This is a genomic window from Micromonospora sicca, from assembly GCF_003172935.1.
GTDB classification, from domain to species: Bacteria; Actinomycetota; Actinomycetes; order Mycobacteriales; family Micromonosporaceae; genus Micromonospora; species Micromonospora sicca.
Genome location: NZ_QGKS01000249.1, coordinates 24,811 through 41,926 on the forward strand (window position 1 = coordinate 24,811; position 17,116 = coordinate 41,926).

20 protein-coding genes and 1 pseudogene are annotated in these 17,116 nt (G+C 73.9%); 13 read left to right on the plus strand and 8 right to left on the minus strand.

Annotated features, from left to right (window positions below; all coding sequences use genetic code 11):
- From DKT69_RS18230 to DKT69_RS18250, 5 genes are all read right to left on the minus strand, one after another.
- A complete protein-coding gene (locus tag DKT69_RS18230; RefSeq protein ID WP_109802730.1) occupies positions 1-276 on the minus strand; it encodes a hypothetical protein in 276 nt (91 codons plus the stop codon).
- An 81-nt stretch (positions 277-357) separates the two neighbouring features.
- Positions 358-732: a hypothetical protein gene (locus DKT69_RS18235; RefSeq protein ID WP_109802731.1), complete on the minus strand. Its 375-nt coding sequence runs from the start codon at positions 730-732 to the stop codon at positions 358-360.
- Between the two features lie 29 nt (positions 733-761).
- Positions 762-1,010, minus strand: a complete 249-nt coding sequence (locus DKT69_RS18240; RefSeq protein ID WP_109802732.1) for a hypothetical protein — start codon at positions 1,008-1,010, stop codon at positions 762-764.
- 80 nt (positions 1,011-1,090) lie between these two features.
- Positions 1,091-1,552, minus strand: coding sequence for a large conductance mechanosensitive channel protein MscL (mscL, locus tag DKT69_RS18245; protein ID WP_109802750.1), 462 nt, complete (start codon positions 1,550-1,552; stop codon positions 1,091-1,093).
- Positions 1,553-1,591: 39 nt separating this feature from the next.
- Positions 1,592-2,275, minus strand: a complete 684-nt coding sequence (locus DKT69_RS18250; protein WP_109802733.1) for a FadR/GntR family transcriptional regulator — start codon at positions 2,273-2,275, stop codon at positions 1,592-1,594.
- A 49-nt stretch (positions 2,276-2,324) separates the two neighbouring features.
- Here DKT69_RS18250 and DKT69_RS18255 point away from each other — a divergent pair, with 49 nt between their 5' ends.
- On the plus strand, positions 2,325-3,635 hold the full coding sequence (locus DKT69_RS18255) for an MFS transporter (RefSeq protein WP_109802734.1): 1,311 nt from the start codon (positions 2,325-2,327) through the stop codon (positions 3,633-3,635).
- Positions 3,636-3,645: 10 nt separating this feature from the next.
- Here DKT69_RS18255 and DKT69_RS18260 read toward each other — a convergent pair whose 3' ends face one another.
- Positions 3,646-4,002, minus strand: a complete 357-nt coding sequence (locus DKT69_RS18260; protein WP_088976933.1) for an STAS domain-containing protein — start codon at positions 4,000-4,002, stop codon at positions 3,646-3,648.
- A gap of 161 nt (positions 4,003-4,163) precedes the next feature.
- Between DKT69_RS18260 and DKT69_RS18265 the strand changes: the two genes are divergently transcribed.
- From DKT69_RS18265 to DKT69_RS18290, 6 genes and pseudogenes are all read left to right on the plus strand, one after another.
- On the plus strand, positions 4,164-5,024 hold the full coding sequence (locus DKT69_RS18265; protein WP_109802735.1) for an STAS domain-containing protein: 861 nt from the start codon (positions 4,164-4,166) through the stop codon (positions 5,022-5,024).
- Positions 5,024-5,434, plus strand: a complete 411-nt coding sequence (locus DKT69_RS18270; protein ID WP_109802736.1) for an STAS domain-containing protein — start codon at positions 5,024-5,026, stop codon at positions 5,432-5,434. The genes DKT69_RS18265 and DKT69_RS18270 overlap by 1 nt, the downstream gene beginning before the upstream one ends.
- On the plus strand, positions 5,431-5,850 hold the full coding sequence (locus DKT69_RS18275; RefSeq protein ID WP_109802737.1) for an ATP-binding protein: 420 nt from the start codon (positions 5,431-5,433) through the stop codon (positions 5,848-5,850). The genes DKT69_RS18270 and DKT69_RS18275 overlap by 4 nt, the downstream gene beginning before the upstream one ends.
- Positions 5,847-6,860 (plus strand): SpoIIE family protein phosphatase, encoded by a 1,014-nt coding sequence (locus DKT69_RS18280; RefSeq protein ID WP_109802751.1) that lies wholly within the window; start codon positions 5,847-5,849, stop codon positions 6,858-6,860. The genes DKT69_RS18275 and DKT69_RS18280 overlap by 4 nt, the downstream gene beginning before the upstream one ends.
- Positions 6,857-8,219: pseudogene (locus DKT69_RS18285) on the plus strand (sensor histidine kinase). Before DKT69_RS18280 ends, DKT69_RS18285 begins: the two are co-directional and overlap by 4 nt.
- Before the next feature lie 2 nt (positions 8,220-8,221).
- On the plus strand, positions 8,222-9,760 hold the full coding sequence (locus tag DKT69_RS18290) for a SpoIIE family protein phosphatase (RefSeq protein WP_109802738.1): 1,539 nt from the start codon (positions 8,222-8,224) through the stop codon (positions 9,758-9,760).
- A gap of 24 nt (positions 9,761-9,784) precedes the next feature.
- Here the strand turns inward: DKT69_RS18290 and DKT69_RS18295 are convergent, their stop codons facing one another.
- On the minus strand, positions 9,785-10,582 hold the full coding sequence (locus DKT69_RS18295; protein WP_109802739.1) for a helix-turn-helix domain-containing protein: 798 nt from the start codon (positions 10,580-10,582) through the stop codon (positions 9,785-9,787).
- A gap of 31 nt (positions 10,583-10,613) precedes the next feature.
- On the opposite strand from DKT69_RS18295, the gene DKT69_RS18300 reads away from it, so the two are divergent.
- The 6 genes from DKT69_RS18300 to DKT69_RS18325 all read left to right on the plus strand — a co-directional run bounded on the left by DKT69_RS18300 (position 10,614) and on the right by DKT69_RS18325 (position 16,752).
- Positions 10,614-11,180 (plus strand): TIGR03086 family metal-binding protein, encoded by a 567-nt coding sequence (locus DKT69_RS18300; RefSeq protein WP_109802740.1) that lies wholly within the window; start codon positions 10,614-10,616, stop codon positions 11,178-11,180.
- A gap of 167 nt (positions 11,181-11,347) precedes the next feature.
- A complete protein-coding gene (locus DKT69_RS18305; protein ID WP_109802741.1) occupies positions 11,348-11,884 on the plus strand; it encodes a PadR family transcriptional regulator in 537 nt (178 codons plus the stop codon).
- Positions 11,881-12,582, plus strand: coding sequence for an ABC transporter ATP-binding protein (locus DKT69_RS18310; protein ID WP_109802742.1), 702 nt, complete (start codon positions 11,881-11,883; stop codon positions 12,580-12,582). Before DKT69_RS18305 ends, DKT69_RS18310 begins: the two co-directional genes overlap by 4 nt.
- Positions 12,579-14,093 (plus strand): FtsX-like permease family protein, encoded by a 1,515-nt coding sequence (locus DKT69_RS18315; RefSeq protein WP_109802743.1) that lies wholly within the window; start codon positions 12,579-12,581, stop codon positions 14,091-14,093. The genes DKT69_RS18310 and DKT69_RS18315 overlap by 4 nt, the downstream gene beginning before the upstream one ends.
- Positions 14,094-14,212: 119 nt before the next feature.
- Positions 14,213-14,629 carry a hypothetical protein gene (locus DKT69_RS18320; protein ID WP_109802744.1) on the plus strand — a complete coding sequence of 139 codons (417 nt, stop codon included), beginning with the start codon at positions 14,213-14,215 and terminating at the stop codon, positions 14,627-14,629.
- 2 nt (positions 14,630-14,631) lie between these two features.
- Positions 14,632-16,752: a bifunctional polysaccharide deacetylase/glycosyltransferase family 2 protein gene (locus DKT69_RS18325; RefSeq protein ID WP_109802745.1), complete on the plus strand. Its 2,121-nt coding sequence runs from the start codon at positions 14,632-14,634 to the stop codon at positions 16,750-16,752.
- Positions 16,753-16,795: 43 nt separating this feature from the next.
- Here the strand turns inward: DKT69_RS18325 and DKT69_RS38385 are convergent, their stop codons facing one another.
- A complete protein-coding gene (locus tag DKT69_RS38385; protein ID WP_161557874.1) occupies positions 16,796-16,972 on the minus strand; it encodes a hypothetical protein in 177 nt (58 codons plus the stop codon).
- Positions 16,973-17,116: the final 144 nt, after the last annotated feature.

Here is a 17,116-nt window from a genome sequence, read left to right on the forward strand (position 1 = left end):
TCAGGACGCTCCGTCGACCGCGACGCCGATCTCCATGAGGCGCAGGCGCACCCCGGTGACGTTCGCCTCGACCATCCGCTTCAGCGCCCGGGCGTTGTCGAGGGTGTCGAGGACGACCAGGGCGTGGCTCAGCTCCGGGTCGTCGTCGTCCGCGCCCCACCAGCCCCGGACGAACCCGGGACTCTGCCGGGTCACCTCGGCCATGTGCGTGAACTGGGCCGACCGCTGGTCCGGATCCGCCGGCGTGCCGCGCTGCTCTCCGATCACCATCCACATCCCGCCCACGGTAGGGGATTCAGCGATGATTCATCGACGACATCAGCTTCGTAGCGTGTCCGGGAGGTGCGCCCGCCCGCCTCACTCCTCGGGGGGCAGCTCCGCGGCGGGGACGTCGAGGCGTACCTGGCCGTCGGAGACGGTGGCGATCCGGTCGGCGAGCACGTAGACCGCCCCGGTGCGGGCCAGCTCGGTGGAGACCTTCAGGTAGCCGCTGTGCAGCAGCCGGGCGGCCAGGTCGGCCGGCACGTCCGGCTCCTCGACCGCGGTCGCCTCGATCAGCTCGTCCAGGCTGCTGCCCGGGTCGGCGGTGGGCGCCTGCACCGTCACCGCGGTCGGGTCGCCGCGTTGGACGAGATCCACCGTGCCGATCTCGGCGCCGGTCGAGTCGACCACCCGCATGCCGGTGGTGACCCGGGAGATGGTGGCCTGCTGCTGCGTACCCTGCTGGTTCATGCAGGCGCGGTTCCCGGGCCGCGCCCGCGCTAAACGGACGGGGCCCAGCCGCTCGGCGGGCGGGGGGAGAGCTCACGCCAGCCGTCCAGCCCCTCCAGCAGGGCCCGGACCGTCTCCTCGGCCTCCTCCGCGCTGGCGTACTCGTAGAACCGGGAGACCCCCTCGGCGCCGCCGGCCCGCTGCTCGACGTGCCAGCGGTCCCCGTCCGCCCGGAGGAAGACGTCCCGCCGGGCCAGCCGCCCCCACTTCCCGTTCCACCAGTGCCTGCGCTGTTCCATGGCGGGACTCTATCGAACACCTGTACGACATGGGACGGCCCCCGCGGGATTCCCGCGGGGGCCGTTGTGCATGTGCTACGTCAGCGCCCGACCGGCGGCTCGTTCCGGCGCCCCAGCACGTCGTCCAGCGCCCCCCGCTGCTGTCCGGGGGTGGTGTGACCGGCGGAGACGAGCGCGTCCCGGATCTCGGTGAGCAGCCGCACCTCCTCGCTCGGCGCCTTCGGCGGTGGCTCCTCGCCCCGCTTGCGCCGCTCGGCCAGCTTGTTCATCGGGAATACGACCAGGAAGTAGAGCACCGCGGCCGTCAGCAGGAACGTGATGAGCGCGTTGATGAACCCCGCCCAGTCCATGAGATTGCCCTTGCTGATCTCCCAGGCGCCAGCGACCTGGTCTTCGCCGCCGCCGACCAGCTTGATGATCGGCTTCAGGAACGAGTTCGTGAAGGCCGTGACCACCCCGGTGAAGGCGGCGCCGATGACGACACCGACCGCCAGGTCGACGACGTTGCCGCGCATGATGAAGTCTTTGAAGCCCTTGAGCATCCACACTCCCGTGCTGTCCGATTCTGCGTCCGGGACAACCTAAGCCCTGGAGGGCGGCTCCAGAAATGCGCCGGCCTCGATCGCCGCGCGTGCGGGATCGCCGTCGGAGATGGCGGCCACGAGTCGACCGTGGTCGACGTACCGCTCGGGCGACAGCGCGTCGCCCATGGCCTGGGCGACGGTGCTGCGCAGCGCGGCGCCGACCGAGGCGTACAGCTCGGCGAGCATGCCGTTGTGCGCGGCGGCGACCACCGCGGTGTGCAGCGCGGCGTCGGCCTCGACGAAGTCGTCCACCCGGCCGGAGCGCCAGGCGGCCTCCCGCGCGTCGAGCGCGGCGTCGAGCGCCGCCAGGTCATCGGGGGTGCGCCGCAGCGCGGCGAGCCGGGCCGCCTCCACCTCGAAGGCGCGGCGCACCTCGACCACCTCGGCCATCCGGTCGTCGGTGAGCCGGCGGGCCACCACCGGGGCCAGCTCGTCGGTGGACACCACGTACGTCCCGGAGCCCTGACGGCACTCCAGCACGCCGGCGTGGACCAGGGCGCGGACGGCCTCCCGGACGGTGTTCCGCCCCACCCCGAGCGCGGCGACCAGCTGCGGCTCGGTTGGGATCCGGCCGCCCACCGGCCACTCGCCGCCGAGGATCCGGGCCCGGAGCTGGGCGATCGTGTCCCGTACCCGCTGGCCGCGCGGCGGCACGGCGACGGAATCGACGGGCGGTGTCACCGGTTACACCTGCTGCCGAAATTCATCCCATGATTGTAGGTTCGAGGTCATGACCCCGCCACCCGCCAGCACCGAGGCCCCGATCCGGGACCGGACCCCGACCGCCGAGGGCACACCCACCACCGACGTGCCCGGCCCGGCGCCGGCCGCCACGCGGGTCGGCACCCCGTCCTCGGCCACCGGCGGCGCGCTGGTGCTGGTCGGCATGCTGCTGGTCGCGCTCAACCTGCGGGCCGCCGTGACCAGCCTTGGCGCCCTGCTGGACGAGGTGCGCGGCGGTCTGGGTCTCTCCGGCACAATGGCCGGCTTCGTCACCACCCTGCCCACCATCGCCTTCGCCGGCCTCGGCGCGCTCACCCCGTGGCTGGTCCGCCGGTACGCGCCGGCCCGGGTCCTGGTCGTGGCGATGCTCGCGCTCACGGTCGGCCAGGTGCTCCGGGTGGCGACCGACTCCGCGGCAGTCTTCGTGCTCACCAGCGCGCTGGCGCTGGCCGGCATCGCGGTGGCGAACATCCTGCTGCCGATGCTGGTCAAGCAGCACTTCGCGCACCGCACCGGGCTGGTCACCGGGGCGTACACGATGGCGTTGACCATCGGCACGACGGTCGCCGCTGCGTCCGCCGTGCCGGTCGCGCACGCCTTCGGCTCCTGGCGGGCCGGGCTGGGCGTCTGGGCTGGGCTGGCCGCGGTGGCCGTACTCCCGTGGGTGCCGCTGGCGCTGCGGGCCCGCGCCGCCCGGCGGGCGGCGACCCCGACTGCGGCCGTGGCCACCCCGGCCCGGATCCGGCCCGAGCGGACCCGGCTGGGCTGGGCGATGGCGGTCTACTTCGGCGCGCAGTCGCTCAGCGGGTACGCGATCATGGGCTGGCTGGCGCAGCTCTTCCGGGACTCCGGCTACGCGCCCGAGGCCGCCGGGCTGCTGCTGGCCGGGGTGACCGCGCTCGGCGTGCCGGTCGCGCTGGGGATGCCGACCCTGGCCGGCCGGCTGCGCACGCTGCGTCCGTTGGTGCTCGCGCTGACCGCCTTCTCCACCGCGGCCTACCTGGGCCTGGCGCTCGCACCGCGCGGCCTGGCCCCGCTCTGGGTGCTGCTGCTCGCCCTCGGTCAGGGCGCCTTCCCGATGATCCTCACGACCATCGGGCTGCGCGCCCGCACCGCCGAGGGCACGGTGGCACTGTCCGCCTTCGCGCAGAGCACCGGATATGTGATTGCCGCGCTCGGCCCGCTGCTGGTCGGCATCCTCTACGAGGCGACCGGGGGCTGGACCGCGCCGCTCGGCTTCCTCCTCGCGGCCCTGGCCGTGCAGACCGGCGCGGGCATGGTGATCGCTCGTCCCCGCTACATCGAGGACGAGCGCTGAGGAAGGTGGCTCAGGAGGAGGCCGGCGTGGGGTCGCCCGCGACGGCCTGCTCGACCGTCGGGTACGTGTGCAGCACCTCGACCAGCCCGCTGACCTCGAGGATGCGCAGCACCCCGCGCTGCGGGGCGGCCAGCCGGACCACGCCGCCGGCCTCGTCGCAGCTGTTCTTGGCGCGGACGAACACCGACAGTCCGGTGGAGTCGCAGAACGACACGTTCGCCAGGTCGAAGACAAGGCGGCTGCGTCCCTTGTCCAGCAGATCGGTGATCTGGTCCTGCAGTTGCGGTGCCGTCGCCATGTCCAGCTCGCCCGCGACCGACACGACGACCACGTCGCCGCGCTGTTCCGTGTGCACCGTCAGGGACATTCGTCGACCTCCTGTGTTCGGTGGAACGGTATCCCACGAAGCGGGGAACACGCAGAACGGGAGCCGTACGGGTGCCGACGATCATTCCTTGCCATGTGGCAAGTAGTCGGAATAGCTCCGGTGGTAGAGTCCGGCCGGTTCGCCAGTCCTGGGAAGTCAGAATGGCGTTGAGCGCCGAAGAAAGTGGCTGGCTCGCCCGTCTGCTGACCAAGAACGCCGAGCAGCTGATCCGACGCTGGACGGAGCTCGTCGCCTCGTCGCTGCGGGGGCGGCTCAGTCACGCCGAACTCGCCCGCCAGGTGCAGGAGCTGCACCGTAGCATGATCGGCGCCGTCGAGAACGGCCTCACCGACCTCGACTCCGAGCAGGGCGGCGAGCTGCGCGCCGTGCTCGCCGAGCTGTCCCGCGGTCGGGCCCGGCAGGGCTTCTCCGCCAGCGAGACCGCGATCAGTGTCTTCGCGTTGAAGGACGTCCTGCTCGAGCTGATGGAGGAGGACCAGAACGCGGGTAACCTCCGCGACTTCGTGGCGTTCTCCGCCCTGATCGACCAGATGGGGCTCTTCACCTTCGAGAGCTTCGTCCGCACCCGGGAGAGCCTGATCGCCGACCAGGCCGAGCAGCTGCTCGAACTCTCCACCCCGGTGGTCAAGATCTGGGAGGGCGTGGTCGCGGTCCCGCTGGTGGGCACGCTCGACTCGGCCCGCGCCCAGGTGGTGATGGAGCGGCTGCTCCAGACCCTGGTCGACACCGGTTCGCCGTACGCGATCATCGACATCACGGGTGTCCCGGCCGTTGACACCCAGGTCGCCCAGCACATCCTCAAGACCGTGGTGGCCGCCCGGCTGATGGGCGCCGACTGCATCATCTCCGGCATCCGGCCGCAGATCGCCCAGACGATCGTCGCCCTCGGCATCGAGTTCGGCGACATCGCCACCAAGGCGAGCCTCGCCGACGCCCTGCGGCACGTGCTGCGGCTGACCGGCGTGGACAACGCCCGCCGCCACCAGCGCCGGGAGTCCTGATGGAGCGGGTGCCGGTCCTCAAGATCGGCGACATCCTGCTGGTCTCCATCCAGGTCGACATGTCCGACCAGACGGCGGTGATGCTCCAGGAGGATCTGGCCGAGCGGATCGTCGCCACCGGCTGCCACGGCGTGATCATCGACATCACGGCGCTGGACATCGTCGACTCGTTCGTCGGCCGGATGCTCTCCACCATCGCGTCCATCTCCAAGGTGCTGGACGCCGAGACGGTCGTGGTCGGGATGCGTCCCGCCGTGGCCATCACGCTGGTCGAGCTGGGTCTGTCGCTCAACAGCATCCGGACCGCGCTGAACGTCGAGCGCGGCATGGAGCTGATCGCGGCGGCCCGCACCGACGAGTGGGTCATGGTCGACGGCGACGAGGACGCCGAGACGACGGCCACGACATGACCGCCGGTGTCGACCTGGGCGCGCCGCAGACCCAGGCGATCCGCAGCGACGACGACGTCGTGCGGGTACGGCAGCTGGTGCGTACGGTCGCGGTGGCCACGAAGCTCTCGCTGGTCGACCAGACCAAGCTGGTCACCGCCGCCAGCGAGCTGGCCCGCAACACGCTGATCCACGGCGGGGGCGGCACCGCCGACGTGGCGGGCGTCGACGACGGCCGCCGCCGCGGGGTGCGGATCGTCTTCACCGACTCCGGGCCGGGGATCCCGGACCTCGACCTGGCCCTGACCGACGGGTACACCACCGGCGGCGGCCTCGGCCTCGGGCTGAGCGGAGCCCGCCGCCTGGTGGACGACTTCGACATCGTCACCGCCGTCGACGAGGGCACCCGGATCACCGTCACCAAGTGGTCCCGATGATCGGCGACGTGGTCGCCGACCACGGTCTCTGGTTCCGGGTGGAGGGCAGTGGCGCGGGCAGCGGCGCACGCCGGGCGGCCGAGCGCCTCGGCGTCCAGTTGGGGTTGGGCGAGCGCCGCGTCGCCGACCTGGCCATCGTCGCCGCCGAGCTGACCAGCAACCTGGTGAAGCACGCCCAGGAGGGGGTGCTGCTGCTCCGCCCGGCGCGCCGGGCCGGGCGGGCCGGGGTGGAGCTGGTGGCCATCGACTCCGGGCCGGGCATGGCCGACCTGACCGTCTCGTCGCGGGACGGGCACTCCACCACCGGCACGCTGGGCATCGGCCTGGGCGCGATCGCCCGGCAGGCGACCTGGTACGACGGCTACTCGCAACCGGACCGGGGCACGGTCCTGGCCGTGCAGGTCTGGTCCGGGCCGGCCCCCGAGCCGTCCTGGGCGGGCGGGCTGGTCCGGCCGATCACCGGTGAACAGGTCAGCGGCGACGGGTACGGCGTCCGGGTCGCCGAGGGACGCCACCAGGTGCTGGTCTGCGACGGCCTCGGGCACGGGCCGCTGGCGGCGGCCGCCACGGAGGCGGCGCTCGCCGCGTTCCGGGACGCACCGGCCACTTCGCCGGCCACGGTGGTGCAGCATCTGCACCGGGCCATCGCGCACACCCGGGGGGCCGCGCTGGCCGTGGCCGAGCTGGATCCGGCCATGGGCTTGCTCCGGTACGCCGGCCTCGGCAACATCGCAGCCATGATCGTGGTGGAGGGCGAGCGGCGTCGCGGGCTGGTCTCGCTGCCCGGCATCGCCGGCCACCAGCGCCCCGCCGTGCGGGAGTACGAGTACCCGTTCGCCGCCGGCGCGAGGCTGGTCATGCACAGCGACGGCGTGGTCGACCGCTGGGACCTCGCCGACTACCCCGGCCTGCTCGGGCGGTCGCCCCTGGTGACGGCCGCCACCCTGCTCCGGGACGCCGGTACCCGCCGCGACGACGCCTCCGTCCTGGTCGCCCAGGGCTGGTCATGACCGGGCCGGCCGGCACACCCCCGCTGCTCCAGATGGCGCTCCGGGTCGAACAGGACATCTTCGTCGTCCGGCAGCGTGGTCGGGAGGTCGCCGCGGCGGTCGGGCTGGAACACCAGGACCAGGTCTGGATCGCCACGGCGCTCAGCGAGGTCGCCCGGGACCTGCTGCGGACCGCCGGCGGGGCGGACGTCACCTTCTCGGTGTTTCGACGTCGCCGCCGGGCGGTACGTGCTGTACGCGGACCTCGCGCCGGTGCGCCCGCTCCCGGACGGCAGCTACCAGCCGCAGTCCGGCGCGGTGGCGCGGCTGGTGGACATGCTGGGCGTCGTGGCGGACGAGGGGGATACGGTCGTGAGGATGTCCCGACGTGTCCCCGCCAACTCGCCGGCGCTGACCCTGGAACGGCTGGCCGAACTCCGTGCGGAGCTGGCCGACACCGCTCCGGGCACCGCCCTGGACGAGTTGGCCACGCAGAACCAGCAGCTGATCGCCGCGCTGGACGAGGTACGCAGCCAGCGCGACGAGCTGGAGGTGCTCAACTCCGAGCTCCAGGAGACCAACCGGGGTGTGATGGCGCTCTACAACCAGCTCACCGAGGAGTTGGAGGAGACCAACCGCGGGGTGGTCGCCCTCTACGCCGAGCTGGACGAGAAGTCCGCCCAGCTGCGTGCGGCCAGCGAGTCGAAGAGCCGGTTCCTGGCCAACGTCAGCCACGAGCTGCGCGCCCCGGTCACCGCGATCATCGGGCTGTCCCGGCTGCTCGGTGACTCCGCCTCCGACCCGCTCACCACCGAGCAGGCCCGCCAGGTGGGACTGATCCGGTCGTCGGCGGACGACCTGCTCGGCCTGGTCAACGAGCTGCTCGACCTGGCCAAGGCCGAGTCCGGCCGGATCGAGCCGAACTGGGCCGACGTGGACCTGCGGGCGCTCTACGGGCAGCTCCGGGGCACGCTGCGGGCGTTGGCCACCCGGCCGGAGGTCGAGCTGGTGGTGGAGGAGCCGCCGCACCCGGCCACCGTCCGCTCCGACGAGGTGCTGCTCGCCCAGGTGCTGCGCAACCTGCTGCACAACGGGTTGAAGTTCACCGAGCGGGGCGAGGTGCGGCTGCGCGCGGAGCGGCATGACGACCGCTGGTCGCTGTCGGTCTCGGACACCGGCGTCGGCATCCCGCCGGAGCTGCACGAGCGGGTCTTCGAGGAGTTCTACCAGGTGCCCGGGGCGACCCGGGTCGGTGGCACGGGCCTCGGGCTGCCGTACGCGCGCCGGCTGGTGATGCTGCTCGGCGGGACGCTGGAGCTGTCCAGCGCGCCGGGCCGCGGCAGCACTTTCACCGTCACCCTGCCCACGGGCGGAGCGTGACGGTGGGGGGCGGCGCGACGACCGTGCTCGTGGTCGACGACAGTCGTGCCAAGCGCTATCTGCTGGTGAGCTGGCTGACCCGGGCCGGGTTCGAGACGATCGAGGCGGAGAACGGCGCCGAGGCGCTGACCCGGCTGGAGACCGACCGGGTGGACCTGGTGGTGCTCGACGTCCGGCTGCCGGACCTCAGCGGCTTCGAGGTCTGCGAACGGATCAAGGAGCGCAACCCGGCGATGCCGGTCATCCACGTCTCCGCGCACGCGGTCGACGTGGTGGACCGGGCGCAGGGGCTGACCCGGGGCGCCGACGCCTACCTGGCCGAGCCGATCGAGCCGGAGGAACTGGTCGCCACCGCGCACGCGGTGCTCCGCTACTACCAGGCGCGGCAGCGGGCCGAGCTGCTCGCCGAGCGACTGGCCGCGCTCGCCGACGCCACCGTGCAGATGCACGCCGCTTCGAACTTCGTCCGGTTGCTGGAGGCAGCGGCCGCCGGCGCGGCGCATATCTTCAAGAGCCCGGCGGCGGTGATCGCGGAGACCTTCGACGGGGACTGCCTGGCCGGCGTGGCGGCCGGCCCGGACGCCGCCCCGCACGTCGTCCCGTGGGTGGTCGACGACACCGGGGTGCCGATCGGCACCACCGTCCGGGTCGACGAGCCCGCCGCGTGGGATCTGGTCGACTGGCCGACCGGTGACACGGTGACCGTGGCCGCCGCCAAGCTGCGCGAGGACCGGGCCCCGCTCTACGTGGTGGTGCCGACCGCGACCCAGACGGTGCGGACGCCGGTGCTGGTGCAACTCGCCCAGGCGATCGCCTCGGCGGCCGAGGCACAGCGCTCCTTCGACGAGGAGCACCGGATCGCGGTCACCCTCCAGCGCAGCCTGCTGCCCCGCCGGCTGCCCGAGATCGCCGGCCTGGACCTGGCGGTCCGGTACGAGCCGGCCAGCGCCCAGACCGAGGTGGGCGGCGACTTCTACGAGTTGGTGATGCTCGACGGGCACCTGCTGATGGCGATCGGCGACGTGGCCGGGCACTCGCTGCACGCCGCGACGGTGATGGCCGAGCTGCGGCACGCGGTCCGGGCGTACGCGGTCGAGGGGCACCAGCCGGGGGTGATCCTGGACCGGGTCAACGAGCTGATGTGTACCCTGCTGCCGAACGAGCTGGCCACCATCTGCGTACTGCTGCTGCACCCTGGCAGCGGCCTGATCCGGCTGGCCAGCGCGGGGCACCTGCCGGCGCTGGTCAGCCTGGACGGCCGGGTGGAGTTCGTCGAGCAGGCCGCTCCGCTGCTCGGGGTCCGCGCGCCCCGCCCGCCGGACCTGGAGTTCGTGCTGCCGGCCGGCGCGACGCTGGTCCTCTACACCGACGGCCTGATCGAGCGGCGGGACGCCACCATCGACGAGGGGATGGCCGCGCTGGGCGCGGTCGCCACCCGGGTGGACGACGACCTGGACCAGTTCTGCCAGCGGTTGCTGGTCGAGCTGGCCCCGCCGGAGATCCACGACGACATCGCCGTGGTCGCCCTCCGCCGTCGCTGACCGGCCCGTCGGTCGCGGACCCGGTCAGCTCAGCGAGCGGGCGTACGCCGCCGGGGAGACCCCGGTGACGGCGGTGAACTCGCGGACGAGGTGGGCCTGGTCGCTGTAGCCGAGGTCGGTGGCGAGCGTCGCCCAGTCGAGCGGCCCGCCGGCGGCGGCCTGCTCGATCGCCTCCTGGAGCCGGTACCGCCGGATCACCCACTTCGGACCGACGCCGACGTGGTCGAGGAAGAGCCGCTGGAGCCGTCGGGTGGACACGCCGTGCCGGCGCGCGAAGTCGTCCACCCGCCGGATGCCCCGGTCGGCGCGGATCTCCTCGACCAGCGCGGTCGCTTCGGCGGCCAGCGGGTCGGGCCGGGGCGCCCAGCCGGTGAGCAGGGCGTCCAGCCGGCGGCAGCGGTCGTCGTCGGTGCCGAGGCAGACCGGGCCGGCGGCGGGGAGGCCGACGGCTTCGAGCGGCCGGCGTCGGCCGGTCAACTCGGCGACCGGCCGTCGCCAGAAGGGCCGGAAGCCGCCCGGCCGGAACTGGACGCCGCTGGTCCGGCCGGCGCCGTGCAGGGTGATGGCGAAGAGTTCGCCCGCGGGGCCGGCCACCTCGGCGGTCTCCGGGCCGCCTGCCGGGCCGTGGAACACCACGTTGACCGCCGGGTGCGGCACCACCCGCTGCTCGAAGGGCTCGGTCAGCTCCCAGTCGATGAGCCAGTAGTGCTCGACGTATGCCTGCAGCGCCGGGGTGGGCAACCGGCGGCGGAAGCGGACCTGCCGCAGCAGCCGGCCGGGGTCGAGGATGCCCCTGCTGTCCCGCCGCGGTCGCTGTCGCATTTCTTCAAGACCACCTTCATACGCTGGCCCTATGACCACGAAGACTAGTGAGCTGCTGGCCACCGCCGCACCTCGGACGGTGGCGGTGGTCCGCGGCATCTCCGACGACCAGCTCTCCCGGCCCACCCCGTGCCCGGACTACCTGGTGCGCGACCTGCTCAACCACCTGTACGACGTGGTGGTCAACTTCCAGGCGCTCGCCCGGAGACGGGAGGTCGACTGGTCGGCGAAGACCGACCACCTGACCGAGGGCTGGCGGGACCGGTTCGCGGCGGAGACCGCCCGCCTGGTCGAGGCCTGGGCCGACCCGGCCAGCCTGGAGGGCGTCTCGCCCGGCATGGGCCTGCCGCAGGAGACGGTCGGTGCGATGGCCCTGACCGACCTGACGGTGCACGCCTGGGACCTGGCCCGGGCCACCGGCCAGCGCCTGGACGTCGAGCCGGAGGTCCTCGCCGAGCTGCACGGGTTCATGGACCGGATGGGCGACACCGGCCAGCAGATGGGTGCCTTCGCCGCACCCCACCCGACCACCCCCGACGCCACCGACCTGGACCGCCTCCTGTCCCGCACCGGCCGCAACCCCATCTGGCACCCCTGACCCTTTCACCCTCCCTCCCCGCCAGCCGCTCCCGCTTCACGCGATCTTGCAGTTGGGGCCCGCTTTTCGCGGCACTTGCCCGGTATTGCGGGGGCACCAACTGCAAGATCGCGCGGGAGGGAGGGGGAGGGGTTGACGGGGCTATTCGCTGAGTGAATAGTGGTGCGGTGTCCACTCAGCATGTTCTGCTCGGGTTGCTGGCGGGTGGGGCGCGGCACGGGTACGAGCTGAAGCGGGCCCACGACGCGCGGCTGCCCCGGGCCCGGCCGCTCGCCTTCGGCCAGGTCTACGCCACCCTCGCCCGCCTCCAACGCGACGGGCTGGTGGTGCCCGCCGGGCAGGAGCGCGACGGCGGTCCGGACCGCACGGCATACGCGCTCACCGACGAGGGACGGGCCGCGCTGGAGCACTGGCTCAGCACGGTTGAGCCGCCCGTGCCGTACGTGGCCAGCACGCTCTTCGCCAAGGTGGTCGTCGCGCTGCTGGCCGCCGACGTCGACCGGGCCCGGGCGTACCTGACCGCCCAGCGCCGGGCGCACACCGCGCGCCTGCGCGAGCTGACCGCCGTCAAGACCGCCCCCTCGGCCACCCTGGACGACGTCGTCGCGGCCGACTTCGCCATCGCCCACCTCGACGCCGACCTGCGGTGGCTGCACACCACCCTGGACCGGGTCGCCGACTGGCACCGGGAGGTGCACTCGTGACACACCTGGAAGCTCGCGGCGTGGTCAAGGCGTACGGCAGGACACCCGCGCTCGGCGGGGTGACCCTCGACGTGGCCGAGGGGGAGATCGTGGCGGTGACCGGCCCGAGCGGGTGCGGCAAGTCCACCCTGCTGCACTGCCTCGCCGGCATCCTCCGCCCCGACGCGGGCGAGGTCACCTGGCGCGGCGCGCGGATCGACACCTGGTCCGAAGCGGCCCGGTCCCGGCTGCGCCGCACCGAGTTCGGGGTGCTCTTCCAGTTCGGCCAGCTCGTCGCCGAGCTGACCGCGGCGGAGAACGTCGCCCTTCCGCTGCTTCTCGCCGGCACGGGGCGGCGAGAGGCGCGGACGGCGGCGCTGACCTGGCTGGACCGGCTGGGAGTGGCCGAGGTCGCCGACGTCCGGCCCGGCGAGATGTCCGGCGGTCAGCAACAGCGCTGTGCCACCGCCCGGGCGCTGATCACCGAGCCCCGGGTGCTGTTCGCGGACGAGCCGACCGGCGCGCTGGACACCCTCGCCGGCGAGCAGGTGCTCACCCAACTGGTCCGGCTCGCCCGCGAGCAGCGCACCACCGTCGTGCTGGTCACCCACGAGCCACGGATCGCCGCGTACGCCGACCGGGAGGTGATGCTCCGGGACGGCCTGGTCGACCACACCGGGCTGGGGCTGGACACGCCGCTCGCGGGCGGCCACCGGTGAGGCCGGCCACCCTGGTCCGCCTCGCCCTGGCCGGCACCCGCACCGACACCGCCCGGGTAGTGCTGACCGCGCTGAGCGCCACGCTCGCCGTCCTCGCCGGCCTGGCCGCGCTGACCGTGCTGGCCATCCCGACACCATCCGGGGGGTCCGACGCACTCTCCGACCAGTACACCAACGGGCTGCTGCGAGAGCCGGGGTTGCGCGGCGGGACCGCGTTCGCCCTGCTGCTGCTCATGCTCCCGGTGCTGGGCCTCGCCGGGCAGTGCGCCCGGCTCGGCGCTCCCGCCCGGGACCGTCGACTGGCCGCGCTCCGGCTGGCCGGAGCCACCCCCGGCGAGGTCACCCGGGTCGCCGCGGCGGAGACCGGCCTGGCCGCCCTGCTCGGCGCGTCGACCGGGCTGCTGATCTACCTGGCCGGTCACCAGCTGATGCACCGGCCGGACGCCCAAGGCCGGCTTCCGCTCCCCACCGACGTGTACCCGCCGACGGCTGGCATCGTGGCGGTGGTGCTCGGGTTGCCGGCGCTCGCCACGCTGGCCACCGCCCTGCTGCTGCGTCGGGTGACGACCACCCCGTTCGGCGTGGCCCGGAAGGCCCGGACCAGGCCGCCCTGGCCCTGGCCGGGCCTGCTGATCCTGCTCGGGCTGGCCGCCTTCGCCGCCTTCCGGCCGGCCGGGCTCTGGTACGAGCGTCGGCACAGCGAGCCACCGCTCTGGCTGCTGCCGACGCTGCTGGTCGGTGGGGGCCTGATCGCCATGATCGGGGTGGTCACCGGGACCGGTTGGATCTCCCACCGCACCGGCCGTCTGCTGCACCGGTACGCCCGGGGGCCGGCCGCGCTGCTGGCCGCCTGCCGGTTGACAGCCGATCCGTGGGCGGGCAGCCGGACTTTCGCCGCGCTCCTCGCCGCGCTCATCTTCGGGGCCGGAGCCGCCGGGATCCGTGCCGACTTCCTGGCCACGATCGAACTGGGGCGGCGGACCGGCAACGGGATGGCCGCACCCGACGACTTCTACCTGGGCGCGATGGACCTGGTCGACCTGGCGGTCGCGGTCGCCATGACGATCGCGGCGGGCGGCCTGCTGGTCGCGCTGGTGGAGGGGATCGTCGCCCGGCGGCAGGCGTATGCGGCGCTGGTGGCGACCGGGGTGCCCCGGGGGGTCATCGGCCGGTCCATCCTCTGGCAGTCCCTGGCGCCGGCGGCACCCGCGATCGCCGTCGCGCTCACCGTCGGTCTCCTGCTCGTCCGGGGCGCGTTCCCGGCGCCGACCGGCGGTGGCTACTCGCAGGAGATCTGCGACGCCGGGGAGAAGCTCTGCGCCGGCGAGGTCACCCGCGCCCAGTACGTCCGCACGGAGTGGGTTTCCCGGGTGACCGTGCCGCCGGACGTACCGTGGGACCGGCTGGCCTGGCTCGGCGCCGGCGCCCTCGGCGCGGTGCTGGTGACCGTGGGGGTCGGCCTGCTCTTCCTGCGCTCCAGCACCGCGGTGGAGGAGTTGCGGACGACCTGATGTGACGCCGCCGCCGCCGGTCACGCTGTTGCCTGCGGAGGACCCGCCGGTGGGTCCCTCCGGGCCGGGGCCGGGGCCGGACCGGCCGGCGGAACGCGGAACATCGGGAGATCACCAGCATGCAGAACCAGCCCGGCGGGGCGCCACCGGTCTTCGTCGACCGGACCGGACGACGTCGCCGGCTCACCGTCATCGCCGGCGCGGCGATGGGCCTCGGCCTGCTGACCAGCCTCGGGCTGATCCTCGCCGGCCTCTTCTTCGACTCCTCCGTCCCGCTGCCCGGCTGGTCGGAGACCAGGCAGCGGCCCCCCGTCGAGGCCGGGGTGGACGCCCCCGGCGAGGTACGCCAGCCGAGCAGCCCCAGCCCGCGCCCGGTGCCGGTGACCAGCACCTCCGTGCCCGCTCCGGCACCCTCGCCGACCTCCGCCGGCGCCCGGGCCACCGCCCCGGCGCCCCGGGCGTCCATGAGCAGCCCGCCGGGCCAGGGCGCCGAGCGGCGCACCGCCAAGCCCAGCCGCACCCCGCGCAAGCCATGACGATGGCGAGACACGTGGCCCGGCCCGACCCTCGGGCGCACTGGCTGCTGCTCCTGCTCGGTCTGTTCGTCCTGCTCGCGGCGCTGAGCTTCAACGGGCTGGTCACCAACGTCGGCGGTGGGTCCGGCCCGTCGGACGCGCCCGCCTCGCCCGCCCTCCGCCAGGCGGCCGCCGGCGGGCCGGTGCTGCGGCTGGACGGGCCGACGCCGGTCACCCGGCGGATGCCGGCGCGGACGATCGCCCTGACCTTCGACGACGGGCCGGACCCGCGCTGGACCCCGCAGGTGCTTGACGTGTTGCGCCGGCACCACGCGCACGCCACGTTCTTCGTGGTCGGCGCGCGGGTCGACGAGCACCCGGAGCTGGTCCGGCGGATCCTCGCCGAGGGCCACGAGATCGGCTCGCACACCTTCACCCACGCCGACCTGACCGCGGTGCCGCGCTGGCGGGCCGGGTTCGAACTGGCCTGGACCCGCAGCGCCGTCGCCGGGGCCACCGGCCGCGAGGTGACCCTGCTCCGGCTGCCGTTCTCGTCGGTCACCACCTCGCTCACCGGGCCGCAGTACCAGGCGCTGCGGGACGCCGCAGGCAGCGGCCACGTTGGCGTGCTCACCGACCGGGACACCAAGGACTGGCAGCGACCCGGCGTACCCGCCATCGTCCGGGCCGCCGGTCCGCAGGACGGGGCGGGGGCGGTGGTCCTGATGCACGACGGCGGCGGCGACCGCAGCCAGACCGTGGCCGCCCTCGACCAGCTGCTGCCCCAGCTGACCCGCGAGGGCTACCGGTTCACCACCGTCTCGGCGGGGATCGGCGCGCCGGACTCGATGGTGCCGGCCGGCGCGGGCGCCCGGCTCAGCGGCACCGCGCTGCGCTGGGCGCAGACCGGTTCCGGCTGGCTGGCCGCGGCCATGAACCTGCTGCTCGGCGTCGCGCTGCTGCTCGGCGTCGCCCGGCTGGCGGTGCAGGTGGTCTGCGCCCAGCTGCACGTCCGCCGGGTCCGCCGGCCGCGGTACCGCCGGCCCGAGGTGAACGCCCCGGTCTCGGTCATCGTGCCGGCGTACAACGAGGCGGCGAACATCGCCGCCACCGTGCGGTCGCTGGTCGCCAGCGCGTACCCGGCGCTGGAGGTGATCGTGGTGGACGACGGCTCCAGCGACGGCACCGCGGAGATCGTCGAGCGGCTGCGGCTGCGCGGGGTGCGGGTGATCCGGCAGGCCAACGCCGGCAAGCCGGCGGCGCTGAACACCGGCATCCGGGCCGCCCGGGCGGACCTGCTGGTGCTGGTCGACGGGGACACGGTGTTCCAGCCGGACACCGTGCACCGCCTGGTGCAGGGCTTCGCCGACTCCACGGTCGGCGCGATCTCCGGCAACACCAAGGTGGCCAACCGGCGTCGGCTGCTCGGCCGCTGGCAGCACCTGGAGTACGTGATCGGCTTCAACCTCGACCGCCGGATGTACGACGTGCTGGAGTGCATGCCGACCATCCCGGGCGCGATCGGCGCGTTCCGCCGGGAGGTGCTGCTGGCCGTGGGCGGTGTCCCCGCCGACACCCTCGCCGAGGACACCGACCTGACGATGCGGGTGCTCCGGGCCGGCTGGCGGGTGGTGTACGAGGAGGGCGCGATCGCCTGGACCGAGGCGCCCTCGTCGCTGCGCCAGCTCTGGCGGCAGCGCTACCGCTGGTGTTACGGGACGATGCAGGCGATGTGGAAGCACCGGCACGCGCTGCGCGAGCCGGGCGCCGGCGGCAAACTGGGGCGGCGGGGCCTGCCGTACCTCACCGTCTTCCAGATCCTGCTGCCGCTGGCGGCCCCGGCGGTCGACGTCTTCGCCCTCTACGGGCTGCTCTTCCTGCCCTGGTCGGCGCTGGTCCTGGCCTGGGCGGGGCTGCTCCTGCTGCAGGGCTTCACCGCCGCGTACGCGTTGCGCCTGGACCGGGAGCGGTTCGGCCCACTGTGGACGCTGCCGTTCCAGCAGCTCGTTTACCGGCAGGTGATGTACCTGGTGGTGGTGCAGTCGGTGGTCACCGCGGTGATCGGCAACCGGCTGCGCTGGCAGCGGATGGTGCGGACGGGCGAGGCGGCCGCGCTGGTCGGCGCGGGACCGGCTCCCCGCTGACGCCGCCCCGGCTGTGCTCTCGATCCGTGCCGGTCGGGTGCGGTCAGCGGGCGTCGAAGAGGCCGGCGGACCAGGAGACCGCCACGCCGATGGCGGCGGAGCAGCAGCAGATCAGCAGGGCGGCGGCGACCACGCCGAGGATCATCCAGGCCGTCCCGCGCCGGGCCGCGCCCGTTCCGGCCGGCACGTCCGCCCGGGGTGCCTCCTCGTCGTCGCTCACCGCGGCAGTCTATGCGCGCGTCGCCGGCCCGGATTCCGGCACGGATGGCGGTGCCCGGCGCGGCCGGAGTGGACCCGCCGTCCCGGTCTTGCAGGGCGAGTGACGGCCGTCCGCCCGGAAGCTGGGCGCCGGGCACCGCCATCC